Source organism: Burkholderia sp. YIM B11467 (assembly GCF_052952715.1).
Genome location: NZ_JBQVSQ010000004.1, coordinates 88882 through 112620 on the forward strand (window position 1 = coordinate 88882; position 23739 = coordinate 112620).

The 23739-nt window shown below is 67.3% G+C and carries 22 protein-coding genes; 10 read left to right on the top strand and 12 right to left on the bottom strand.

What is annotated here, in order from left to right; all coding sequences use genetic code 11:
* Positions 1 to 83: 83 nt before the first annotated feature.
* Both ACTRWB_RS15915 and ACTRWB_RS15920 read left to right on the top strand, forming a co-directional pair.
* Complete coding sequence (locus ACTRWB_RS15915) at positions 84 to 1103, top strand: cyclase family protein (RefSeq protein WP_193102801.1); 1020 nt, start codon at positions 84 to 86, stop codon at positions 1101 to 1103.
* 83 nt (positions 1104 to 1186) lie between these two features.
* The gene (locus ACTRWB_RS15920) at positions 1187 to 2671 is read left to right on the top strand and encodes an MFS transporter (RefSeq protein WP_446902428.1); all 1485 of its coding nucleotides are present in this window, start codon (positions 1187 to 1189) and stop codon (positions 2669 to 2671) included.
* 57 nt (positions 2672 to 2728) lie between these two features.
* On the opposite strand, the gene ACTRWB_RS15925 is transcribed toward ACTRWB_RS15920, so the two are convergent.
* The 8 genes from ACTRWB_RS15925 to ACTRWB_RS15960 all read right to left on the bottom strand — a co-directional run bounded on the left by ACTRWB_RS15925 (position 2729) and on the right by ACTRWB_RS15960 (position 12314).
* Complete coding sequence (locus ACTRWB_RS15925) at positions 2729 to 3841, bottom strand: Rieske 2Fe-2S domain-containing protein (protein ID WP_446902429.1); 1113 nt, start codon at positions 3839 to 3841, stop codon at positions 2729 to 2731.
* Positions 3842 to 3865: 24 nt separating this feature from the next.
* Positions 3866 to 5566 (bottom strand): NAD(P)/FAD-dependent oxidoreductase, encoded by a 1701-nt coding sequence (locus ACTRWB_RS15930; RefSeq protein ID WP_446902430.1) that lies wholly within the window; start codon positions 5564 to 5566, stop codon positions 3866 to 3868.
* A 51-nt stretch (positions 5567 to 5617) separates the two neighbouring features.
* On the bottom strand, positions 5618 to 6703 hold the full coding sequence (locus ACTRWB_RS15935) for a monodechloroaminopyrrolnitrin synthase PrnB family protein (protein ID WP_446902431.1): 1086 nt from the start codon (positions 6701 to 6703) through the stop codon (positions 5618 to 5620).
* Positions 6703 to 8319 carry a tryptophan halogenase family protein gene (locus tag ACTRWB_RS15940; RefSeq protein WP_446902432.1) on the bottom strand — a complete coding sequence of 539 codons (1617 nt, stop codon included), beginning with the start codon at positions 8317 to 8319 and terminating at the stop codon, positions 6703 to 6705. Before ACTRWB_RS15940 ends, ACTRWB_RS15935 begins: the two co-directional genes overlap by 1 nt.
* A 752-nt stretch (positions 8320 to 9071) precedes the next feature.
* Positions 9072 to 9671, bottom strand: a complete 600-nt coding sequence (locus tag ACTRWB_RS15945; protein WP_446902433.1) for a LysE family translocator — start codon at positions 9669 to 9671, stop codon at positions 9072 to 9074.
* A gap of 444 nt (positions 9672 to 10115) precedes the next feature.
* A complete protein-coding gene (locus ACTRWB_RS15950) occupies positions 10116 to 10319 on the bottom strand; it encodes a hypothetical protein (RefSeq protein WP_446902434.1) in 204 nt (67 codons plus the stop codon).
* Positions 10320 to 10507: 188 nt separating this feature from the next.
* The gene (locus ACTRWB_RS15955) at positions 10508 to 11239 is read right to left on the bottom strand and encodes a LytR/AlgR family response regulator transcription factor (RefSeq protein ID WP_419690320.1); all 732 of its coding nucleotides are present in this window, start codon (positions 11237 to 11239) and stop codon (positions 10508 to 10510) included.
* Between the two features lies 1 nt (position 11240).
* Entirely contained in the window at positions 11241 to 12314 is a 1074-nt protein-coding gene (locus ACTRWB_RS15960; protein ID WP_193102794.1) for a sensor histidine kinase, read from the bottom strand.
* Positions 12315 to 12636: 322 nt separating this feature from the next.
* On the opposite strand from ACTRWB_RS15960, the gene ACTRWB_RS15965 reads away from it, so the two are divergent.
* Positions 12637 to 13170, top strand: coding sequence for a DUF6622 family protein (locus ACTRWB_RS15965; RefSeq protein WP_048252047.1), 534 nt, complete (start codon positions 12637 to 12639; stop codon positions 13168 to 13170).
* A gap of 171 nt (positions 13171 to 13341) precedes the next feature.
* Here the strand turns inward: ACTRWB_RS15965 and ACTRWB_RS15970 are convergent, their stop codons facing one another.
* The 4 genes from ACTRWB_RS15970 to ACTRWB_RS15985 are packed head-to-tail and all read right to left on the bottom strand — an operon-like array spanning position 13342 to position 17508.
* Positions 13342 to 14604, bottom strand: coding sequence for a hypothetical protein (locus ACTRWB_RS15970; RefSeq protein ID WP_446902435.1), 1263 nt, complete (start codon positions 14602 to 14604; stop codon positions 13342 to 13344).
* A gap of 3 nt (positions 14605 to 14607) precedes the next feature.
* A complete protein-coding gene (locus tag ACTRWB_RS15975) occupies positions 14608 to 15390 on the bottom strand; it encodes an outer membrane lipoprotein-sorting protein (RefSeq protein ID WP_446902436.1) in 783 nt (260 codons plus the stop codon).
* A gap of 16 nt (positions 15391 to 15406) precedes the next feature.
* Complete coding sequence (locus ACTRWB_RS15980; protein ID WP_446902437.1) at positions 15407 to 16804, bottom strand: ABC transporter permease; 1398 nt, start codon at positions 16802 to 16804, stop codon at positions 15407 to 15409.
* Positions 16801 to 17508 (bottom strand): ABC transporter ATP-binding protein, encoded by a 708-nt coding sequence (locus ACTRWB_RS15985; protein WP_446902438.1) that lies wholly within the window; start codon positions 17506 to 17508, stop codon positions 16801 to 16803. Before ACTRWB_RS15985 ends, ACTRWB_RS15980 begins: the two co-directional genes overlap by 4 nt.
* Positions 17509 to 17935: 427 nt before the next feature.
* On the opposite strand from ACTRWB_RS15985, the gene ACTRWB_RS15990 reads away from it, so the two are divergent.
* The 7 genes from ACTRWB_RS15990 to ACTRWB_RS16020 all read left to right on the top strand — a co-directional run bounded on the left by ACTRWB_RS15990 (position 17936) and on the right by ACTRWB_RS16020 (position 23721).
* On the top strand, positions 17936 to 18319 hold the full coding sequence (locus tag ACTRWB_RS15990) for a hypothetical protein (protein WP_343492017.1): 384 nt from the start codon (positions 17936 to 17938) through the stop codon (positions 18317 to 18319).
* Positions 18319 to 18687 carry a hotdog fold domain-containing protein gene (locus ACTRWB_RS15995; protein ID WP_446902756.1) on the top strand — a complete coding sequence of 123 codons (369 nt, stop codon included), beginning with the start codon at positions 18319 to 18321 and terminating at the stop codon, positions 18685 to 18687. Before ACTRWB_RS15990 ends, ACTRWB_RS15995 begins: the two co-directional genes overlap by 1 nt.
* Positions 18684 to 19412: an SDR family NAD(P)-dependent oxidoreductase gene (locus tag ACTRWB_RS16000; protein WP_129518052.1), complete on the top strand. Its 729-nt coding sequence runs from the start codon at positions 18684 to 18686 to the stop codon at positions 19410 to 19412. Before ACTRWB_RS15995 ends, ACTRWB_RS16000 begins: the two co-directional genes overlap by 4 nt.
* Positions 19413 to 19437: 25 nt before the next feature.
* Positions 19438 to 19794 (top strand): acyl carrier protein, encoded by a 357-nt coding sequence (locus ACTRWB_RS16005; RefSeq protein WP_129518053.1) that lies wholly within the window; start codon positions 19438 to 19440, stop codon positions 19792 to 19794.
* A gap of 95 nt (positions 19795 to 19889) precedes the next feature.
* On the top strand, positions 19890 to 20987 hold the full coding sequence (locus ACTRWB_RS16010; RefSeq protein ID WP_129518054.1) for a beta-ketoacyl synthase N-terminal-like domain-containing protein: 1098 nt from the start codon (positions 19890 to 19892) through the stop codon (positions 20985 to 20987).
* Entirely contained in the window at positions 20984 to 22258 is a 1275-nt protein-coding gene (locus ACTRWB_RS16015) for a beta-ketoacyl-[acyl-carrier-protein] synthase family protein (protein ID WP_446902439.1), read from the top strand. The genes ACTRWB_RS16010 and ACTRWB_RS16015 overlap by 4 nt, the downstream gene beginning before the upstream one ends.
* The gene (locus ACTRWB_RS16020) at positions 22255 to 23721 is read left to right on the top strand and encodes an AMP-binding protein (RefSeq protein WP_446902440.1); all 1467 of its coding nucleotides are present in this window, start codon (positions 22255 to 22257) and stop codon (positions 23719 to 23721) included. Before ACTRWB_RS16015 ends, ACTRWB_RS16020 begins: the two co-directional genes overlap by 4 nt.
* Positions 23722 to 23739 lie beyond the last annotated feature (18 nt).

A 23739-nucleotide genomic window follows, 5' to 3' on the forward strand; every position in this document is an offset into this window, starting at 1 on the left:
CGAAACCTCGGGCGCGACACGGCCGCGAAGGACGGCCGTGCGCGCCTGCCGCCACACCCTGGATATGGCATGGAGGAGACACCATGAAACCACGCTGGACCCATCGGCCGCCCGGCTCGAACTGGGGCGATTTCGGCCCGGACGATCAGAAAGGGCGCCTGAACTGGCTGACGGCCGACGCGGTGCTGCGCGGCGTCGCGGAGGTGCGCGAAGGCCGCGTGTTTTCGCTGAGCCTGCCGCTCGACGTGCCGCGCGGCGGCGGGCTGAACGCGCGGCGCCGGCCGCCGGCGATCATGCCGGCGCTGCTCGGCGACAAGCCGTACTTCGGCTACCGGGCCGACGAACAGGTTGCGAACGCAACCGACGTGGTCTGCGACGACTCGTTCTGCATGCACTCGCAGTTCTCGACGCAATGGGATGCGCTGTCGCACGTCGGCTCGCTGTTCGATCCGGAAGGTGACGGCGAGCCGGCCCGCGTGTTCTACAACGGCTACCGGATGGACGAGCACATCCACGTGCCCGAAGCGGGCGCGCCGCGCGGTGGTGCGGGTGCGCTCGGCATCGAGGTGATGGCGCAAACCGGCGTGCAGGGGCGCGGCGTGCTGGTCGACCTGCGCCGTCACTTCGGCGACGAGCGGCGCAAGATCGGCTACGCGGAATGGATGGCGGTGCTGCGCGCGGACGACGTGGTCGTCGAGCGTGGCGACATCGTGTGCGTGCACACGGGCTTCGCCGATCGTCTGCTCGACGCCGACGCGCGCGGCGAGCCCGGTGCACCGGACCTGTGCTGCGTGCTCGACGGCAACGACCCGCGCCTGCTCGAATGGATCGCCGCATCGGGGCTCGCGGCACTCGCGGCGGACAACCACGCGGTCGAGGAGCGCCCGCGCAATGCGTCGGCGCGCGAGCGGCCCGGTGCGCTGATGCCGCTGCACGAGCTGTGCCTGTTCAAGCTCGGCATTCATCTCGGCGAGCTGTGGCACCTGACGCCGCTTGCCGAATGGTTGCGCGCGCACCGACGCAGCCGCTTCCTGCTGACCGCGCCGCCGCTGCACCTGCGCGGGCTCGTCGGGTCGCCGGTCAATCCGGTCGCCACCGTCTGAACGCCGGCGCCGCGCGCACGCTGCGCCGGCGCCTTGTCCGCCGCTTCGCGCCGGCCGCGCGGGCGGATCATCGAGGAGTCGCCATGTCCCATTCCCATGCGGCGTCGATCGCCGCGCGCATCGACCGCCTGCCCGCGACGGCCAGCATCTGGACGCTCGTGCTGTTCCTGAGCGTCGGCGGGTTTTTCGAGGTCTACGACCTGTTCCAGATGACCTACCTGCCGCCGGGGCTGATCCGCGACGGCATCTTTCATGCGGGCTCGCACGGCGTGCTCGGCATGTCGGACCAGGGCGCGCTCGGCGCGGCGACGTTCGCGGGGCTGTTCGTCGGCGAGATGTTCGTGTCGCGCCTCGCGGACCGCTTCGGGCGGCGCGCGCTGTTCACCGGCGCGCTGCTGCTCTACACGGCGGCGAGCCTGGCGATGTGCGTGCAGACGCATGCGCTCGGCATCCTCGTGTGCCGCTTCATCGCGGGCTGCGGCATCGGCGCGGAGCTGATCACGATCGGCGCGTTCCTGACCGAGCTGGTGCCGAAGGCGGTGCGCGGCCGCGCATTCGCGCTGTGCTTCGCGGTCGGTTATCTCGCGATGCCCGTGCTCGCGCTGGTGTCGTGGTTATGGGTGCCGCACGATCCGCTTGGGATCTCCGGATGGCGCTGGGTCGTGCTACTCGGCGGCAGCGGCGCGGTCGTCGTCTGGTGGCTGCAGTCGCGGTTGCCGGAGTCGCCGCGCTGGCTCGCCCGCAACGGCCGCGAGGCCGAGGCCGAAGCCGTGCTGCAGCGCCTCGAGCAGGCGGTCGAGCGGGAATCCGGCCGGCCGCTGCCCGCGGTCCCGGCGCCGGCCGCAACTGCGCCGGCCCCGCAGCGCGCGCCGTCGATGTGGGACGCGCAACATCGCGGCCGCACGGCGATGCTGATCGCGTTCAATGCATTCCTGAGCATCGGCTTCTTCGGCTTCAGCCAGTGGCTGCCGACGCTGCTCGCCGCGCAGGGCGCGAGCGTCACGAAGAGCCTCTGGTATGCGTTCGTGATCGCGTTCGCGTATCCGGTGTCGCCGTTCGTCGCGGGTCTGCTCGCCGACCGGATCGAGCGCAAATGGCTGATCGTCGCGTCGGCGTTCGGCGTCGCGCTGTTCGGCACCGCGTTCGCGATGTCGGCGCAGGCGCCGTTCGTGATCGCGTTCGGGCTGCTCGTCACGCTGTCCAATACGGTGCTCGCGAGCAACGGCACCGCGTACCAGTCGGAAGTGTTTCCGACCGAGATCCGCGGGCGCGCGCTCGGCTTCGTGCATTCGATCGGCCGCCTGACGGGAATCGCGAGCAGTTTCATCATCGCGCTGCTGCTCGAACGCGCCGGGGTGTCGGCCGTGTTCGTGCTGATCGGCGGCAGCATGGTGATCGTGATGGTGTCGATCGGTGTGTTCGGGCCGTATACCAACAACCGGGCGCTGGACGAGATCACGGGCGCCGGCGATGGGGGCGAGAGCGCGGCGGCGGTGCGCGGGCTCGCTGTCTTGCCGACTCGGCGTGTCGATGGGCCGCGTAAGGGCGCCGGGGATCGGGCGGTGTAATGACGTCGGCGGCAACGTTCATCACGCCGTCTCGGCCGCCGACTCACGCATCGCCGCTCACTCGCGGCGGCGCGGTCGAGCGGTCGCGTCGGTGACGCGGTCGACCCAGCCCCGGTAGAACGCGCGGTACTTGAGCACGAGCTTGTCGTACTTGCTGTACGCGCCGCCGCCGTCCGGCTTCATCCCGTTCCAGATCTTGACGTCGTACCCGGCGGCCTGTCGGGTCTGCAACCCGAACAGCACGAAGTCGGTCGCGCGGCGCAGGGGGCCGCCCACCTTCTTGATCGAGATGAGCATGTGCATGACGTTCTTGCCGTCGCTCACCGGCGTCACACACTGGAGCAGCTTGTATTTGAAGTCTCCGTCCAGCGCGACGGTCATGACGCACCCGCCGGGGTAACCATCGAAGTGCAGGTTCATCTGCGACATGCTCAGGCCGAGCGCGCGCGACAGCATGCCGAGGGGCCCGAAGTACCGGTCCACGGTGAAGTCGATCCCGGCACCGAACCACGCGCCCGCCCGGGCCAGCGGCTCGACCTCCGGCCACGGGCGCCAATCGTCGAAGAGCTTGAGCTCGAAGGCCGAGATCGGGAGCGCGTGCACGGGGTTCGCGTGCTGCGCGTCGTAGAAGTTCTCGACGATCCGCAAGACCGCCGTCGTCGTCTCGAACGCGATGTGCAGGTGCATGAAGTCGCCGTTGTCGACGTCGGCCGCGGCGATTTCGGGCAGCGGGTGCAGCGGCTGCGGGGAGCCGTACCAGACCCACACGTAGCCGTATCGCTCGGCGGTGACCCAGGTCGGCTGGCGCGCCCCGCGCGGGACGGGCTCCAGCCGGCTCACCGCCGAGCAGTGGCCGGGGATGTGAACGCACTGGCCCTGCTCGTCGTACCGCCAGTGGTGAAACGGGCACTGGATGCACCCTTCCTCGACCCGCCCGTCGGCCAGGTTCGCGCCGAGGTGCGAGCAGTGGCGGTCCATCACCACGGCCCGCCCCGTCGCGCCGCGCCACGCCACGCACGGACGGCCGAAGAGCGTCAACGCCGTCGGCTTGTCCTCGAGGTCGTCCGAGCGCATCGCGACGTACCAGCTCGCGGCCACGCGCGTGGTCGCGTCGTATGCCCCCAGGGGATGCGCCTCGGGGCGCGCTTGATCCAATTGAACGTCGTTCATCGTTTTCGTTCCGGAGCCGGCCGACTACTTCAGCGCCAGGCCGATGCGGGTCGTGACGTACGCCCTGAGCAGCGCGAACATCGGGTTGTAGTCGAAGTACCTTTTCACCTCTGCCGGCGCGCTGGTTTGCGTCCAGTGCAACAGCTTCATCGCCGGCAGCAGGCTGTACTTCGAGTTGTTGAGCTGCGGCCTGGCCCCGGTGATGCAATACCCGAAGCCGAACATCGGCCTGGCGAAATCTCGTTCGTCGATGAGGGCGTGAATCCGCGCCGCGGCCTCGTCGGCCGGCTTGCGCCCGGCGCTCACGGCCTCGACCTCGGCCTTGGCGTCGTTGAACAACTGGTAGTACCCCTCCATGTCCGCGCACAGGTACCCGAGGTACGGCGGGTTGTCGTCGAGGTGATCGAGGTCGCCCTCGTCACGCGACGCGCGGAACCGCGCGTGGGCTTGCACCAGCCGGAACTGCCCGAGGATCGTGCCGACCGCCCACAGCCGGTGGAACGCATCCCACAGGCGGAAATCCGAGAACGCCGTGTAGCAGCAGCTGACGAAGTCGTCGTTGTGGTCCAGCAGCTTCTGCTGCAGGCGCTCGATGTACTCGAAGCGCTCGGGGGAGAAGTCGTCGTCGCGCAGCGCCTTGATGAGGCGCGCCGCGAGCGCGTGGATGGTCACCGCGGTGTTTTCGAGCCCCCGGGAGAAAAGCGGGTCGATGAAGCCGTTCGCGTGCAGCATCAGGCAGTAGCGGTCGCCGACGCAGGCGCTCGACGAGAATTGCAGGCGGTCGGTCTTGACCCAGTCGCGCACCGGCACGGCGTCCCGGAACTGCGCCCCGATGCTCGGGAACCGCGCGAGGAACGCGTCGAATTCCTGCTGCGCGGAGATGTCCGTTTTCGGGTAGACGCGCGGGTCGAGCTGCAGGCCGACGCTCACCAGGTTGTTGGTCGACCGCGGGTGGTTGTTGAACGGAATCACCCAGAGCCAGCCTCCCGCGAACATGTGGTGCAAGGTCCCCTCGTGCCAGCGCCAGCGCTGCCCCTTGACCTTGAAAATGTCGTCGAACGGCTTGACCCCGAGCATGTGCGTGTAGAGGCTGCGCGAGTGCGTCTTGAAGCGACACGGCTCTTCGCGGAGCTTGAACTGGGTCGCGAGCGGCGCGCGGGGGCCTCCGCAGTCGATCATGTACCGGCCGGTAAACCGCTCGCCCTGGGCGGTGGTCACCGCGACGCCGTCCTTGTCGGCGTGGTATTCGGTCACGTTCGTCTTCTGGCGGACCGTGCAGCCGTATTTGATGGCGGCCTGCAACAGGTAGGCGTCGACGTCCTGCCGGTAATAATGGCTCTCCGGACCCCACGGCAGCTCAGGAATGACGCACTGCGTGAACTCCTTCGGGTCGTGCTCCTGGCCGGGCTTGTGGAACACGAAGCCGAAGTTGCGCTTGATGCCCGTGCTCGACGCGACGTAACGCTGCGTCGCGTAGAACGACGTGATGTGGTCGAGCTCCGGAATGCCGTAGCGATCGGCGATGATGCGGTTCATCAGCGACGTCTCGGGGATCGACGATTCGCCGATCGTGAACCGCGGGTGCGACGACTCCTCGACGATCAGCACGCGAAACTGTTGCCTGGCCAGGATGGCCCCCATCTGGGTGCCGGACATGCCCGAGCCGAGGATGATCACGTCGAAGTGATTGCTGTCGTGCCCGTTCGCGGGGCTGTTCTGAGTCATGGGGGCAAGTTCTCCTGGTGAGATGGAACACAGGGCCGCAAGCGTCAGGCGTCAGCGCTCGTCGAGCGCGGCGCGGAGGCGGAACCGCGCGGCACGCGTGAGCGTGAGCAGATCGACGAGCGCGCTGGGTGCGTACCCGCCGCTGCCGATGGCGGGGCCGCTTTGCCCGGCTTCGTACGCCCGCTCCGCCAATTTGAGGTGAGGCGCCCGGAAGCGCAGCAGGACCTCGAAGACCCGGTCGAGGGCGGCCAGCCCGGCCCCGACGGGCTCACCCCGCGCGCCGGCCACTTGCGCGTCGCCGAGCACGCGGTCGACGAGCGCCGGCTCCCCGGCGAACCGAGCGTAGACGGCCCGGTACGCGGGAAGCACGTAGGGCAGGTACGTCTCCTTGAATTCTCGATAAGCCGGGTGGTCCGATTGCGAGCCCCACAGCACGTGCTCCAGCACGAAGAGGGGCATTTCCACGGCACCGGGGCCGAGGTAGCTCTGGCCCCCGACTCGAATCGGTTCGTAGAAGGGGCGGAGCTCGTGGTAGAAGACCTGCAGCGAGATGAAGCGGTAAGCGTAAACGACCGATTCGACCATTTTCTGAAGATAGGCCGCCAGCTCGTCGCACCCTTGCGCGAACGCGGGGGACCGCAGAGGCACGTCGTACAGCTCGACGGTCACCGCGATGGCTGCCTCGAGGGCCGCCATCGAGATGCGCACGCTCTCGAGCAGGTGCGCTTCGTCGCGGAGCCCGGTGTAGCTCCGCTGCGCGTCGGCCGCCGCGGGGTTCCAGACCGTCACATGCAGGAGCGTCTCGCGCGGCGGCAGGTCGGTCGCGCGCGCCAGGCCGAGCAGGATCGGCTCGAGCCCGGGTACCACGTCCACGGGCTCGTGTCCGTGCCGCTTGAGCGACCCCAGGAAGAACCCGATGTCCCGCATCACGGCGGCGGCTTCGACGAAGCTCCAGCCGGAGGGCACGCCGCGCGCCGGGAGGAACTCGCGCAACAGGGCAACGATGCCGGGCACGTCCTTGTTACGGTTCAGGCCCGGCAGCTGCAGAACGAGCGCCCGCGCGTGCAGCGGATCGCAGGCCGCCACCGCGGCGTGCGTGGCCGCGAATGCGCATACCCGGCCCAGGGCGCGCTCCACTACAGGATTTCCGGCGTCGCGAACGTCGGCCCGGGCTGGCTGCGAGACCGCCCCGCGTCGCCCTCACGCAGCGACCGCAGGTAGTCGTAGTTGGTCGGCAGGCTCGTCCGCAGACGCTCGGCCTCGCGCCGGATGCGGGCGAACATCGCCTCGGCCTTGTCGATCGACTCCGGTCGGTGCCGCAAGAGCGGCAGCGACCGGTCGGGCAGCATGCCCAAGCCGGCAAAGATGCAGTAGTAGTTTCCGTTCAACCAGAAGTTCTTGAATTCGTAGTCGAACGTTTCGTAGTACGTGGAATCGTCGAACGACGTGGTGGTCAGCGGCAGCCCCGCCTTGTAGCGCTGAACCTTCTCCTTGATGGCGTCCGAGAGCCGCAGGTCGTGCCGGTTCGCGAGCCAGAATGGCGTGTCTTCGCGCGACGTCGCGAAATAGTGCGCCTGGACGAAATCCCGGCAGTCGTCGAACATGTAGACGATCTCGGCGTTGAACGCGTCGGTCAAGCGCGGATCGAACGAGGTATCGGGGAAGTGCTTCACGAGCTGGTACAGCGCTGCGTAGATGAAGTAGATTCCCGTCGATTCCAGGGGCTCCAGAAAGCACGACGACAACCCGATGGCGACGCAGTTGTTGACCCATGCCCGCCCGTTGCGCCCGACCCGGAACTTGATCTGGTTGAGCGGCTGGTTGTCCGGGAGGCCCCAGAGGTTGAGGAAGTCGGCGGTGGCCTGGTCGCGCGAGGTGAACTTGCTCGAGAAGACGTAGCCGCTGCCGAACCGGCCCAGCATCGGAATCTTCCAGGTCCACCCCGAGTTCATGGCGATCGCGGAGGTGTACGGCTCGACCCCCACGCGCGCGTCGGCGTTGGGCACGGCGCTGGCGACCGCGCTGTCGCACAGCAGGTAGTCGGACATGTCGATGAAGGGTTCCTTCAGGGCCTGGTTGATCAGGAGCCCCCGCATGCCGGAGCAATCGATGAACAGGTCCGCCTCCAGCGTCCGCCCTTCCTTGGTGGACAGGCTGGAGATGTAGCCGCGGTCGTTCAGGCGAACCTCCACGACCTCGTCGACCACACGGTTCACTCCGCGTTCGACGGCCCAGCGCTTCAGGAAGTCGGCCACCAGGTGCGCGTCGAAGTGCCATGCGTGGGACATCTGGCGGGTGCCGTCGGGCAGGCACGGTGCCAGCTTGCCGTCGAGCGCGCCGGGCTGCGGGTAGCAGGCGTACTCCATCGGCTGCTGGAAGCCCTGTTCGCGCTTGCGCAGCCAGTAGTGGGTAAGCGGCACGCCGTCGCAGTTCGGCACGCTGCCGAACAAATGGTAGAAGTGATCGTCGCGCGAGCGGTCGGGCGACTTCCTCCAGTTCACGAACTTGATGGCGGCCTTGAATGCGCCGTTCACCTGGGGCATCCACTCCCGCTCCGGTATTCCGAGGAAGTCGAAGAACACCTTCTGCAAGCTCGGGATGGTCGCCTCGCCCACGCCGATCCGGGGGATCGCATCAGACTCGATGAGCGTAATGTTCGTGTGTTGCTGGAGTGCCCGGACGAGGTACGAGGCGGCCATCCAGCCCGCGGTGCCGCCGCCCACGATGACGATATTCTTGATCGGGTTGCTCATGACACGTTTCTCATAGGATTTGAAACCTGAATGGATAGTGCCGCCTTATCGAGCTGAGATCGCCACTCGTCCGGTAACGCGTCATGACGTGTCGGACTCCTCACGACACATGACACCAGGAAGGCAGAGTGAATCGCAGCGAAGTTCGGCTAAATGGGGGACGTCCCTTTACGCAATATCCGGACATCCTTGCCCGCATCCCCGGGGTTTTGTCCGAGGCTGTTCCGCTCTCGGTTCAAATAGACGCATGATCGAACAATGCGAGGCACCCATCGCATCGGCGGCACACCGCGTAAGGGATGCCGCATCAACAGGTTGACTGGCCGATGCAGCAATCGCCATTAGCGCATCGAGATGCTCAGACAACGTCAGCTTCCCGAGGCTTGCCATACCGTGCACGTCACCTCTGCGATACACCATAGCAGTGTTAACGATGACATACCTTGCAAAATTTCATATCAATATCAGCTGATCCAGAGGAATCGTTAATCCAGTAAAGTATCGGCGGAATATTTCCAAACAAGCTATTTGATTATTTTAAAAACGGAAATTTGATTATTCATCTTTGGCGTTCGAGCAGGCGAATTTGTTGTATAGGAGTGAGAAATTAATGACTGAATTCACATGAAATAAATAAGGTCGCCACCATTTTCGAAACAAAGATGTCAACCTTTGCGTATTTCGGCGGTCTTGATCTGCTCCCCGCGTTTATTTCGAGGCGATCGTGCATGAATACAGGTTCATGACAGGCGCTAGCGGTTGAGTACGGAAAACACCAGCGTGCCCGCGAACATCCACAGCACGACCGACGCACCGCGAAGCAGCGTTCCGGTATGTGTGGCCAGAGACCGGCGCGCCGTCAAGGCGCCGCCGATGGTCAGCCACATCGAACCGATCGTGACGGCGAGCACGGTGAAGACCGCGATCGAGCAGAGATAGAACGGAACCGATACGAACGCCTGCGGGGGAAAGATCGCAGTGGCGAACAACAACGCCTTCGGGTTCAGGGTCGTCGCGACGAACATGTCGCGAAAGCCGATGGGGTCCGACTGGATGTCTTCAAAGTGTGGTCTTTTCCATAGCTGCAGGGCGAGATAGAAGATATAGGCCGAACTCCCCAGCTTCAGCGCATCGTAAAGCCACGGCCGTGTGGCGGCGAATGTCGCCAGGAAGAAACCCCACAGTGATATCGCGAAGCCGTAGCCCGATGCCTCTGCAACCAGGAGCGGCGACGATTGCCGGAAGCCGACCTTGATTCCCGAGGACAGCAGCAGGGTATTGGTCGGCCCTGGCGTGGCCAGGATCAGCGAAACGTAGAGTGCCATCTTCAACATCACGTGCAATGTCGGCATCTTGTTTCCTTGGGGTCGATGACGATCGCCACGCGTCGGGGCGACCCGTCGTATTGGTTGCAGTCATGCTGTATTCGGGCAGCTGTTGGCGCTCACAATAAGCGCGAGCGGTGCTCAGGAACCATGTTTGCGGCGATCAAGGGTGGAACCGCCCCCTGAAACGCCGGACACAGTCACCTACTTACAATAGCGGGTAAACGGGGTGTCGGTCGCGCCCGGGCGTTATCAACATTGGGTGCAAACTTTGGGAATGCCATCTTGAAAGACTTGGCGTTGGAACTTGCAAAGCCGCGTGTTCGGTTGTTTCGGGAAAGTACCCCGTGCACGCTTGTCATGTCTGTCGGAACTATGCTTGCGATGACCATGCTTTGATCAGATCGCGATCAAGCAATGATGCAAGTTGCCGAGCCCCGCTCGTCAGTTCTGTCGGGCCCGAATAACTCCCTACAACAACGACATCTGGCCCGGCATGCTCGACGGAGCCGCAGGGTTGCTTTCCGGCGTAGTTCCGCTCGACTGGTGTTCGGGTTCCGGATCCTCACTCGAACTCGCATGTGCGTTGGTCTGCCGATACTTGCGCGCCCACTCGACACCCAGTACATCGGCTGAGAACACGACGCCCGGCGCAATCTGAACAAGCTGGCTCATCGGCAGATCCTCCTGAGCGGACTGAACGTCGAAGTGCGCAGCGGCATTGCGCGCGCTGCAGTTCCACACTTCGACGCCGTCACGGGTGAACGTAGGCCATCCATCCTTTGCGATCCTCTCTGCACGCGGCAATACGTCGCCATGCCGGTTTGCCGCGACAGCCATGAGCCGAGACGGGACGCCGAGCGTCACATCTGCTTGAAGAGGCCCGCGCATGCGCGGCTGACGGGCAGGACGTCGTTGTTCCCGCGCAAATGGATACGCAGCCGGCCGAGCAGATCGCGTTCGATGTGATCGATGGCCGCATAGGCGACGATTACGCCGCGATGCACCTGCGCGAAGCGTTCGGAATCGAGCCGCTGCAGCATGTCCTTGAGCGGCGTGCGGATCACGTGCCGCTCGCCCGCGGTCACGACCTCCGTATATTTGTCCGTGGCCTGGAAGTACAGCACCTCGTCCACCGACACGAGCCGCGTCGTGTCCCGGAGGCCCACGGTCAGCCAGCGGATCGGCGCGGCATCCCGCTGCTCGCGCGCGTGCGCCAGCAGGGCGGTGTCGGCGGGCGCCGGGCCGCCGCGCTGCAGCTTGACGATGCAGCGCAGCAGGCGCTCGTCGGTCACCGGTTTCAGCAAATAATCGATCGCCGACTGGTCGAACGCCTGGACCGCATACTCGTCATAGGACGTCACGAACACGATGTGCACGTGCGGTACGAGACTTGCGATTTTCAGGCCGTCGATACCCGGCATCCGGATGTCGAGGAACGCGAAATCCGGGCGCTTCGCATTCAGCTCGGCGAGTGCGTCCACGCCGTTGCGGGGCATCCCGACGATCTCGAGTTCCGGCCACAGCGGCGCGAGGCGCGCGGCAAGCTCCGCGGACAGGTTGGGTTCGTCGTCGGCAATCAGGGCGGTCGGCATATCAGGCGATCGGGATCTGCAAGGTTGCGGTCACGCCCCGCATGGCGTCGGCATTCGCGCCGACCGACACGCGGCCGCGCTCGCCATAAAGACTGATCATCCGCGCGCGAACGTTCGCGAGCCCCACGCCGCCGTGCAGCTTCGTGCCGCTGTTGCCGAGTCCCACGCCCGTGTCGCTCACGCTCAGGACGAGCAGGTCGCCGCTGCGCGTGCCGCGAATGAGCACTTCGCCGCCGTCGACCGACGGCTCGATGCCGTGCAGCAACGCGTTCTCGACGAGGGGCTGCAGCAGGAGCGGCGACAGCGGCAACGCCCGCAGCGCGGCCGGCACGTCGATCGCATAGCGCAGGCGTTCCTCGCCGAGCCGGATCGTCGCGATCTTCAGCAGCGCCTCGACCAGTTCCAGCTCTTCCTCCAGGGTGGAGGTGGCCTCGCGCGTCCGGCTCAGGCTCGCACGCAGATAGCGGTTCAGGCTGTCGAGCATCGTCGTGGCGCGGGTCGGATCGCGTTCGATCAGGCTTTGCACGTTCGCTAGCGTATTGAACAGGAAATGCGGCTCGATCTGGGCCTGCAGCAGCGCGAGCCGCGCGGCCGTTTCGGCCTGGCGCGCCTCGGCGGCCTCGCGCCGCTGCGTTTCGAGCGACGCGCGCATGCGCGCGGCCTGCACGAACACCGAGACGAATGCGCAGGCCGCACCGGCGATAACGAACGACGAACCGTAGGCCAGCCATACCTTGATACCCGCATGTCCGATCAGGTGCGGAACGTGCCCGATCGTCGATGCCGCGATCTCGAAACCGATGAACACGCTGGCAGGCGCGACGATCAGGATCTTCGGCACCAGTGCCAGCTTGCCGCGCACGAGCCTGTCGGCGGCGAAGCTGAGCAGCATCGCGCTGAAACCGATGCCGTTCGCGACGACCAGGTACGGCAGCAGCGCCTCGTTGCGGCGGGTGGCCCAGAAGATCAGTCCGACACCGGTGTTGAAGACAAGGAGGCCCAGCAGCGATCGGCCGCGATGGGCGGGGCCAACATGCGGCGCGGACGACAGGAATGGGAGGAGCCTGCTTTGCATGGCAGCGAGCGAGTGCGGATAGCGGAGATGGTAACGTAATTCGCGACAGCGTCACCACCGGCAATCGGCCGCGACGCCTGCGCGACGGCTTCGATTCGCGCAGGCGCCCGGCGCGGATGTGCCGTGCCGTCGGGCTGTTGCAATGCAGCAGCGCGCGTGGGCTGGCGCGACGACGAAGCGGCCCCGCACGGACATTCGCCGGACGCAGGCGCCGTTCATCGGCCGATTCCCGCCGTTCATCGCAAAGCGCGGCAGGCGGACCTTCCGGCCGCTATAGTCGTCGACATATCCGCCGCGCGCGGCGCTTCCGAACAGGTACCCCATGCAACATCTCCCGTCCTACGTCTACGTGTTGTTCTGCGTGCTCGTCTATATCGGCGTGAAGCGCTGCTTCGCGCGCGAAGTCCGGCCCGTGCGTCCGATCCTGTTTCCGATCGTGTTCGTCGGGCTCGGCCTGTCGAGCCTCGGCCACCTGTTTCCGCGGGCGGGGGGCGATGCCTACGCGGCCGCGCTGGCTGCGCTCGTGCTGGGCGCGACGGGCGGCTGGTTCCACGCGCGCCGCTGGCGGCTGCAGTTCCGGACCGGGCCCGAAGGCATGCTCGTGCGCCTGCCCGGCGACGCGAGCCTGCTGGTCACGCTGCTCATGACCTTCGTCGCCGAGACGTTCATTCATTACGCGATCGCCACGTCGCGGCCGTGGGCCGCCACCGGAACCTTCGCGATCCTGTCGTTCGCGGTCTGGGGCCTGCTCGTCGGCATGCCGCTCGGACGCGCGATCAACGTGGTCACGCGCTGTATCCGTCATGCGAACGGATCGTCCGACGAAGGCGCCGCGCCGGCGTTCGAGTCGCGCTGAACCGGCGCTGAACCGGCACGGTCGCCCGTGAGGGCGGCCCTCGCGCCGCGATCTTCTTCCGCGCCCGACGCATTGCGCCGGGCGATTCGTTTTCCGCGCCATGAAGCAACCTGTCCGTCGGCCTCGATCCCCGGCGCCGTCAGGCCGCGCATCGCCGCGGCCGCCGCCCGCTCAAAAGAAGAACGTCACGATCCCCTGCACGATCTCGCTTTGCGCCTGCCCGCCGTAGACGCTGCGCGCGGAGCCGTGGTTGCTCTGCCATTGCACGGCGAAGTCCGTGCGCGGCCAGTGATAGCGCGCCTCGAGCCACGTGAAATAGCTGTGATCGTCGAGGTCGTAGCGCGCCATCGCGGCCAGCGCCAGATGCTGGACGAAGACGTCGGGCATCGACGCGTAGACGAACAGCGAGTGCCGCGTCATCAGCTCCTGCGCGACGCTCGCCGTGTCGCGATAGCGCCAGTATCGCGACGGGTCGCCCTGTAGCGCACGCCAGGCGGCGGCGCTCGCGCTGGCGCCGTCGTAGTCGTACTCGAACGTCAACGACAGCTTGTTCGCGAAGGTATGGGTGACGCCCGTCGCGAGCTTCGAGGTCCATGACGACGAAGCCTGCGCGAAGTCCGCGGTCGCGCTGCCGCGGCCGATCGCGTATTCGAGGAACCCGACCGTCGAGTTGTCGATCAGCGTGGTGGCGTTCAGGCCCAGCTGCGGCGCGATGCCTTCGCCGCCGTACAGCAGCCACTGCGGCGCGAAGTCGCCGAACAGGCGCTGCGATCCGCTCAGCATGTAGCGCGTGCGCGCGTTCGTCGCGCCGAGGTCGGGATTGAAGGTCGCGTCGTTCCGGTGCGTGTCGAGCCGCGGCGACACCAGCGCGGTGACCGAGCCGCCGTTCCACAGCAGCTGCCCGCGCGCCATCACGCTGCCGAGGCGGTTTTCGCGCAGGCTCTCGGTGTCGATCGACACCACCGAGCGCAGCGCGCCGGCCTTGAAGAAGTCCGTCGGATTGAAGCCCGACGCGACACCTTCGCGCAGGTTGACGCGGCCGACGTCGACGATCGCGTTCGGGCTTGCCTGCCAGCTCACATAGGCCTGCTTCAGCGTGTCGACCGCGTTGTACTGCGACGTGCCCGCGCGCCATCCCGCATCGAAGCGATTCGACAGGATCACCCGCCAGTTGCCGAACGTGCCGTCGTACGACAGCGTATTCGACACGCGCGCGTTGTCGTCGAGCGTCACGGGTCCGGTCTGGCTCGCCGCCGTGTAGTTCGCCACAGCCGCCTCGAACGTGCCGCGCCAGTTGCTCGGGGCCACGGGCGCGGCAGTCGCCGTGTCGGCGAGCCGCAGCGCGTCGCCGTCCGCGTCGCCCGCCGCGAGCGCGGGCTGCGTGGCCGCGAGGCCGGCCGCGCAGACCAGCGCCGCGACCCGGGATCGCGCCATCGCTCAGTCGGCCTTGAAGCGCGACAGGTACGCGCGCTGCAGCCACGCGTCCGGAATGTCGCGCCACGCGTAGTCCGAGTAGCGCATCACCGTGACCCAGCCGGGATCGAGGCCGTCGATGATCACGGTTTCCGTCGGCCGTGCCGCGCCCAGCTGCTCCTGGTAGTGCCGGTAGTAGGCGATTTTCAGCACGCTGCCGCTCGCCGCGAAAAAGCGCGCCTTGACCGGCCGCTTGGTGTCGCTCGCGATCCACAGGTCGATCGCGTGATACGTGACATCCGGTGCGCGCGCCGTCAGGTGCAGCCGGTAGCAGTGCCGGGTCTGGTGCTCGCCGTCCGCCACGTCCTCCTCGCCGGCGAGCGACGCGTCGTAGTCGTTCGCCCAGTTGACCGTCACGACATCGCCGTTCGCGGCCTGGCCGAGCAAACGCTGCTGCGGCGAGATCCGCACGCTGGCCTGGCTGGACGGATCGTAGAACCACAGATCGTTGCCGCTCTTCAGCATCAGCTTGTTCGCGTCGCGGGCAGGGGCGACGAACTGCACCAGCGTGCGGAACTGGCGGGTCGCCGGGTCCGCCTTCGAGTAGACCTTCAGGATCTCGGCGTCGGTCTGCTGTCCATTGCGAAATTCGAGCAGGGTCGTCGTCAGGCCGAACGGCTTGTCGGGGTTGCGCACGGCGTCGCTTTGCGCGAGCAGCTGTTGCGCCGCGGGGTCCGCGGCGGCGGCGGTGGCGGCGAGCGCCAGCAGCAGCGCGGCGGCGCGCGCGATCCGGATGGGCAATGTCATGGTGTCGGTCTCCCGGTCAGGCGAAGCGCAGTGCGTCGACGATCGGCAGGCGCGCCGCGCGGCGCGCGGGCAGCCAGGCCGAGAACGTCGCGACGATCGTCACGCCGAGCGCGTAGCGCGCGATCATCCCGAACTCGCCCCACACGCGCACCGACAGCGCGACCGGGTCGGTCTGCCCGGGCGGCGTCCAGTGCAGGCCGGCGCGATTGATCGCGAAGCCCGCCGCGAGTGCGAGGAGGGTGCCTGCGACCGCGCCGCACAGGCCGAGCAGGCAGCCTTCGCAGACGAACAGGCGGCGAATGCCGGCGCCGCGCAGGCCGAGCGCGCGCAGCGTGCCGATCTCGTGCGTGCGCTCCATCACGGCCATGTTCATGGTGTTGCCCACCGTAAACAGCACGATCGTGGCGATCAGCACCGCGATGAAACCGAAGATTGCGCCGAACATACCGGTGACCTGGCCGTACTGCGGATTGAGCGTCGCGAAGCCGAGCACCTCGAGCGGCTCGCCGGCGAGCCGGGTGCGCAGCAGCGTCTGGATGCGCGCGCGCGCGGCCGGCAGGTCGGCCGTGTGCCTGAGCTGCACGACGACGGACGTCACCTTCGCATTCGGGCCGCTGCCGTAGACGAGTTGCTGCGCCTGCGGCAGATGGACCTGCACGAACATGTCGTCGATTTGCTTGACGCCTTGCTTCTGCGCCGCGATCACCGACAGTGCGGCGACGTTCGGCGCACCGTACGCATTCGACGTCAGCAGTTCGAGACGGGCGAGGCCGGCGGGGTGCGCGGGCTTCGCGGCGGTCTCGGCCCGCGAGAGCGACGCGATGTCGTCGGGCAGGTCCGACGCGTCGGCCGGGGCGGCGGCCGCCGGATCGCGGCAACCGGGCACACGCAGCGCGTCGCAAAGGTGCAGCACGCGTGCGACACCGGTGCCGATCACGGCGGCGTTCGGCGCGCTGCCGGTCAGCGCGACGGGCGTCGGCCGGTCGGCGAAACCGTAGTCGTTCCACTGCCGCATCCGGTTCTGGTCGGCAACGACGATCCCGCTGCCCGAGACGGTGCGCGATACGCCCGCCGCGAAGTTGCCGGCGATACCGTTGATCGTCAGCACCGGCGTCACGACCGTGACCTTGCTTGCCAGCTCCGGGTCGCCGAGCACGGTATCGATGACCTTGCCGTAATCGCCGATCCCGTACGAGACGGGGTCGCCGCTGCCGTACAGGAAATAGTCGCGGTGCTGGATCTGCAGATGGCCGCCCTGGCGCACGTAGCTGGTCTGGAGTCCGTAATTGATGTCGCGCGCGTAGCCGCCGAACAGCAGGATCGCGGTCAGGCCGACGATCATCGCGAGCAGCGTCGTCGACGAGCGGCGGCGATTGCGCAACAGGTTGCGGAAGGCGAGAACCCAGAGGCTCATTGGCAGGCCTCCTCGCGCGACGCAACGGAACGGACTTCGACCACGCGCCCGTCGCGGATCATCGCGACGTCGTCCGCGGCGGCGATCACCTGCGGATCGTGCGACGAAAAGACGAACGACGTCGCCCGCTCGCGCTGCATCGTGCGCATCAGCCCGATGATGGCCGCGCCCGTCGCGCTGTCGAGGTTGGCCGTCGGCTCGTCGGCCAGCACGAGCGCCGGCTCGGTGACAAGCGCGCGCGCGATCGCGACGCGCTGCTGCTGGCCGCCCGACAGCTGGCCGGGCCGGCGATGCGCCATGTTACCCATGCCGACGGCGTCGAGCAGCGCGAGCGCCTGCTCGCGTCGTCGCGCGCGGGCGACGCCGAGGAGGGTCAGCGGATATTCGACGTTCTCGAACGCGCTGAACACGGGCAGCAGGTTGAACGACTGGAAGACGAACCCGACGTGGCGCGCGCGGAAATCCGCCAGCCCGTTTTCGTTCATCGCGTCGATCCGCTGGCCCGCGACCGTGATGGCGCCACGCGTCGGGCGATCGATGCCGCCGAGCAGATTGAGCAGCGTCGTCTTGCCGCTGCCGGAAGGGCCGGACAGCACCGTGAAGCGGTTCGCGACGATATCGAGCGACGCATCGTCGGCCGCCGCGACGGCGAGCGTACCTGTTCCATAGGTTTTCGTGACATAACTCAAGCTGGCCGCTAACACGGGCGCCTCCCGGGGTATCTGATCGATGTCGCCACCTTAGCGGGAACCGCTCCCCCGTATTGCGCGGTGCGACGAATGGCGGAACGCGCGGACGAACGGCATTCCTCCCCGACGAGCGGCGGCCGGCCGCGCCCGCTTGCGCGCACCGGCACGGCGCGCGGTCGGGCGCACCCGCGTTGCATTCCATCGGCGCCAAGCGCGGTTCGTCGCCCGTTTCTGCAATTGGTCGCATGATCGTTTCTTTCGACGACGAATCGATACACTCGCAGCCAATCAGCAGTCGATTCGCACGACACCGGCCGATGTGAGAGCGGTCGCCGGGGTTCGGGAAGCCAAAACACAGATATAACAAGGCATAACAATGAGCCATACCAGGTTTGAGAGGGGGAGCGAGACGGCGCGGCCAGGCTTTCTTGCCCTTTGTCGAGTGATCCGCGATCCGTCCGATCCCGCGCGCTTCGCGGGCGACGCCGATCCGCGACGGTATCGCGACTGGCCAAGCGCGCGACCGGCGCTCCTTGTCATCGAAGCGCTGCATCAGTTCGCGGTCAAGGCGGCGCGCGCGATGCACGGCGAGCCGGCGCTGATGGTGCCGGCGCAGCTGCGCGAACTGACGCTGAGCCACGTCGACGGCTATCCGCGGCTCGCGCTGGCCGGCACCGTCGCGAAACACGGCGATGGATACCGTGTCGAGGTATCGGCGCGCGACGCCGACGCCGGCATGTATCCGGCCGTCGCGTCGGGCACCGTGTTCGTCGCGCTGATGCCGGCTCGCCGGCCCGCGTCCGCCGCGCCGGGAGAACGGCCGTGATGGCCGCCACCGCGACGCCGGCGGCCACGATCGCCGGCGAACACTTCGGCGTGATCGACGTGGCGAGTGCCGCACCGCTCTTCGACGAGCACTTCGAACAATTTCCCGTGCTGCCCGGCTCGTTCAGCCTGAGCCTCGCGATCGCGATGCTGTTCGACGCGCTCGGTCTCGCGGCGGACCGCCCGCACCCGCCGCTCACGCTGCGCAAGGTCAGCTTCATCTGCCCGGTGCGGCCGGGCCAGCGCCTGAGCGCGCGCCTGCGGCGCCTGCAGCAGGACGGCGCGCGTACCACCGCGCACGTCGAGCTGCGCAATGCGGACGGCCAAAGCGTGATGGACGGCATCCTCAGCTGGGAGCACCACGCATGACGAAACTTGCGATTGTCACGGGCGGCACCCGCGGGATCGGGCGCGCGATCGTCGATGCGCTGATCGCCGACGGCCATGCCGTCTACTTCACCTATCGATCGAATCCCGAGCTGGCCGAAACGCTGGAGCGCACATACGACGGCGCGGCGCGGGGCTTTCGCGTCGACGGTGGCGACTGGGCAGCCGTGCAGGCGTTCGCCGACCGCGTGAACGCGGAGGCGGCCGTCGACGTGCTCGTGAACAACGCGGGCATCAACGACGACGCGATGCTGATCGGCGACTCGTTCTCCCGCTACTGGGAAGCGTTGCGGATCAACCTCGGCGCGACGATGGCGTTTTGCCATGCGTTCGGAGAAGGGATGCAGGCGCGCCGGCGCGGGGCGATCGTCAACGTGTCGTCGATTGCCGCGCGCAAGCCGAAGGTCGGTAACGGCGCGTACGGCGCGTCGAAGGCGGCGATCGAGCGTTTCACGAAAACCCTCGCGCTCGAGATGGCGCGCTTCGGCGTGCGCGTCAACGCGGTCGCGCCGGGATTCGTGCGCTCCGACCTGTTCGAGCGCTTTCTCGCGTCGCAGGACGCGGCGGCGTTCTATCGCCAGATTCCGATGCGGAAGATCCTCGAGCCCGACCAGGTTGCGCGCGCGGTCCTTCTGCTCGCGAACGGCTCGCTCGCAACGACCGGAAGCGTGATCGATCTCGGCAATGGCGAAAACATCAGTGGCTGACCCCGTGACTCAAGGAGAGTGGAGCATGAAGGAAGACATCAAGGACATCGTCGCGCAAATCCTCTATCTGAGCGGTCCCGAGCAGGTGGCCGACTCCGCGTCGCTGTTCCGCGAACTGAACATGAGCTCGATCGATTACGTCGACCTGTGCTACGAGCTCAAGGACAAGGTCGACAACCGCATCAGCCTCGAAAACCTGTGGCCGTTCAACCGGATGCTGCTCGATCCGCAATACCACACCGGCACCGAATGGACCGATGCCGGCTGGCAGCAGGTGTGCGACGTGATGAGCTGGAACGGCCACGAGAAATGCAGCCTGCAGGACCTCTACGAGCACTTCTCGGTGAACTACATCGAGCGCCGCATCGCGCAGTTCAGCTGACCGGGGCCTTCCCGCCGCATTGCAGGGACGCCGCGCCGCGCGGCGCGGCGTCTCGCACCCGATCGATTCCCGACTCACGTGAATGGGGATTTGCCATGTCGTACATCACCGGCCTCGGCATCGCGACGGCCGCCTTTCCCGACATCGCGTCGCTGCTGGACGTCGACTTTGCCGAGCGCGAACCGCTCGCGCCGGCAGCGAAGCCCGGCGACTACGCGCGCGTCAACTTGCCGTTCCCGCTCGTACAGCGCATGGCGCGCGAGGACCGTTCGCTGCTGAATCCGAGTTCGCGTCTCGCGCTGCAAGTCGCCGCCGAGGCGTTCGACGCGGCGTCGGCCGGCCGGCCCTACACGGCCGAAGAGCGCGAGCGGTTCGCGGTGTTTACCGGCGTCGAGGGCGAGGATGCGACGATGGCCGTGCTCGCGCCGTTGCACGAGCGTCGCGGTGTCGATAGCTGCGGGTACTTCGGCGAGGTCAAGGCGCACCTGAATCCGCTCGACATGCTGCGCCTGCTGACCACCAACGCGCTGTACCAGATCTCGAAGCTATTCGAACTGCGCGGCGAAGGTTATCCGCTGCAGCGGATGTCGCTGACCAGCCTGTGTGCGCTCGAGGAGGCGCACCGGCAGATCGAGGGCGGCGCGATCGACCGGGCGATCATCGCGGCGGTCGGCGACATGACGGCGCCCGACAACGTCGGCGCGTTCGAGAAGATGGGCCTGCTGCGCACCGCGTCGCACCCGGTCGGCATCATCCCGGCGTTCGGGGCGGTCGGCGTGGTCGTCGAAGGTGCGCCGCGCGAGGGGCGCGCGCCCTGCGCGCAGGTGCTCGACGTCCATTCGCTGTACAAGCCCGATACGTCCGTGTCGAGCGGCGACTGGTCGAGGCTGTTCGCCCGCTTTCCGGGCGAGGCCGCGCTCGGCGTGCCGCACGTCGTGCTGTACCAGAACGGCGAACCCTCGCTGGGCAAGGCCGAGCGCAACGCCGTGCAGAACGCCTGGCCGAATGCCGTCATGCACGCGTACAAGCCGCACGTCGGCTACACCGGGCGGGCGAACAACCTGATCGACCTGGTCCTGGCGATCGCGGACCCGGCCATACCCGTCGGCGCGCCCGTGCTGGTCAACGGTATCGGCGTGTCGTCGGGCCTCGGCGCGATCCTCGTGCGCAAACTGAGCGGGGTGGGGCGATGAAGCCGCGATCGGACGCAATCGTGATCAGCGCATTCGGCGCCGTCACGCCGCTCGGCGGCAGCTACGACGCGCTCCACGCCGCGCTGCGCGAAGGCCGCTCGGGCATTCGCAGGATCGAGAAGTTCGATTGCTCGACCTATACGACCCAGCATGCGGGCGTACCCGAGGAAGGTAACGAACGGGTGCGCTGGCCATCGGCGCGGCGGATCTCGGCCGAACAGCTGTACGGCGATCTCGCCGCCGCACGCCTGCTCGCGCAGGCGCCGTTCGTCGCGCGCGACTACGCGCCCGAACGCATCGGCTGCCTGGTCGGCGTCGACGTGCCGGCTACCGACGTGCAGAGCGCGCTCGAGCTCGTCGACAAGGTCAACGGCGACAAATCGCGCGACGCGCTGATCCAGGTGCTCGTGTCGCACATGCGCATGAGCGAATTCGTGAGCGGCGACGCGACCTCCGTGTTCGGCGCGATCCATCGCCACATCCCGTTCAGCGGATGCGCGCTTGCGCATGTGGGCCTGTGCTCGGCGTCGCTGCAGGCGATCGGGATGGGCATGCTCGCGCTGCGCCAGGGGCGTGTCGACGCGGCCATCGTCGGCGGCGTATCCGGCAAGGTCAATCCGCTCAACCTCGCGAGGCTCGAATCGCTCGACGTGATCTCGACCGACCTGAACCTCGACCCCCGGCATCGTTCGCGGCCGTTCGACGTGCGTCGCTCGGGCTTCGTGCTCGCGGAAGGCGCGGTGCTGTTCCTGATCGAGCGCGAATCGGCCGTGCGCGCCCGCGGCGACACGCCGCTCGCGCGCGTTGCCGGCTATGGTGCGAGTCTGGCCGCCGAACACATCGTGATTCCGCACCTGCAGTCGCTCGAGATGCGGCTCGCGATGCAGCGCGCGCTGGACGACGCGGGATGCGCGCCAGCCGATATCGACTACGTCAACGCGCACGGCACGTCGACGGTGCTCAACGACAAGCACGAGTCCGAGGCGATCTGCGCGATCTTCCCGATGCGGCCCGAGATGCCCGTCACCGCCAACAAGTCGCAGCACGGCCACCTGATCGCGACGGCGGGTGCGATGGAGGTGCTCAACACCGTGATCGGGCTGCGTGAGCGCTTCATTCCCGCGACCGTCAATCTCGACGAGCAGGCGCCGGAGTGTCCCGTCAACGTGGTGCGCACGGCGACGCCGAGCGACGCGCGGCGCGTGCTCAAGAACTCGTTCGGCATGGGCGGGCTCGCCGCCTCGCTCGTGCTGGAAGGAGCGGCCGCATGAAGTTCGCGTCGCTGCTTGCCCGCGATGCGAGCTGGCGGATCATGTTGCATGGCGCGAGCCTGACCGCCGGGGACCTGCGCGCGCGGGTGCGCGCCGCCCGGCGGGCGCTCGGCGCCCTGGAACCGCAGCTGCGCGGGCGCAGCCGTCTGATCGCGGTCGGATTCTCGGGGTTCGACTATTTCCTGTTCACGCTGCTCGCGTCGACGCTCGGCTGCCGGATCGTCCTGTGCGACCCGAGGATGCTGTCCGCCGCGCTGCGCCAATATCGGCTCGACGCACTCGCGGTGGTCGCGACCCGGTCGATCGCCTGCGACGGGCTGCCGGTTGTCGTGCTCGACCCGGCGGCGGCCGATGCGGAAGAGACGGGGCACGACGCCGACGCGTGGGCCGACACCGACGCGCCGCGCGCGCAGATCGTCTTCATGACCTCGGGCACGACGAGCGCGCCCAAGCTGGTCGTCTACGACGAGGCGCAACTCGTCGAGAACGCGCTGGCGGTCGGCCGCTATCTGGGCGTGCAGCCCGGCGACGGCGTGCTGTGCATGTTCCCGACGCACTACATGTACGGCTTCTCGACGCTGATGAACGGCTTGCTGGCCGGCGCGACCGTCTGGCTCGAACGGGCGTCGCTGACCGCGCACGAGGTGCTCGGTTACCTCTGCAGTGGCCGGATCCGCTTCGCACCGCTGATCCGCAGCATTGCCGAGCGCGTGTGCGAACTGGCCGAGGCGACGCCCGGCGTGCGTTTCGACGGGATCGTCGTGCTCAATGCTTCCGACCGCATCTACGCGGCGCAGGTGCGCCGCCTGCTCGCGCTCGGTGCGTGCGTCTGGAACAACTTCGGCCAGACGGAGTCCGGGCCGCGGATCTTCGCGCTGCTGCTCACGCCGGACGACCTGCCGCGGCTGGATTCGTACTGCTTCGAGGGCGTCGTCGCGCCGGGCCGTCCGATCGATCCACGCATCGAGCTGTCGATCGTCGACGCGCAGGGCCGGCCGTGCGCGCCCGGCGAAACCGGCCATCTGCATTACCGCACGCCGTACGCGATGCATGGTTATCTGCTGCCCGACGGCAGTCTTCAGCGATTCACGACGCTCGAATCCGGCGACCTCGTGTTTCGCCGCGACGACGGCATCGTGTTCTGGGTCGGCCGCAAGGACGAGACGGTCAAGTGCAATGGCCGGCTCATCAACGTCAGCCTGCTGCACCAGCACTTCGATGCGTTCGACGACATCGCGAAAAGCTATTTTCTCGCCGATCCGCAGACTGGCGCGCTGACCGTGTTCGTCGTGCCCCGTCCGTCGCCGGCCAGCGCGGACGTGGATTTCGAGGCGAGGATCCTGAGCCGCTACCGGGCCGCCTTTCCGTTGTATCCGCGTATCGCCGACGTGCGGTTCGTCGACGACCTTCCCGTCACCAGCACGGGGAAGATCTCATTGCGTCTCCTGCGCGAAAGCGCATGACGGCCGCCTGAACCTGGA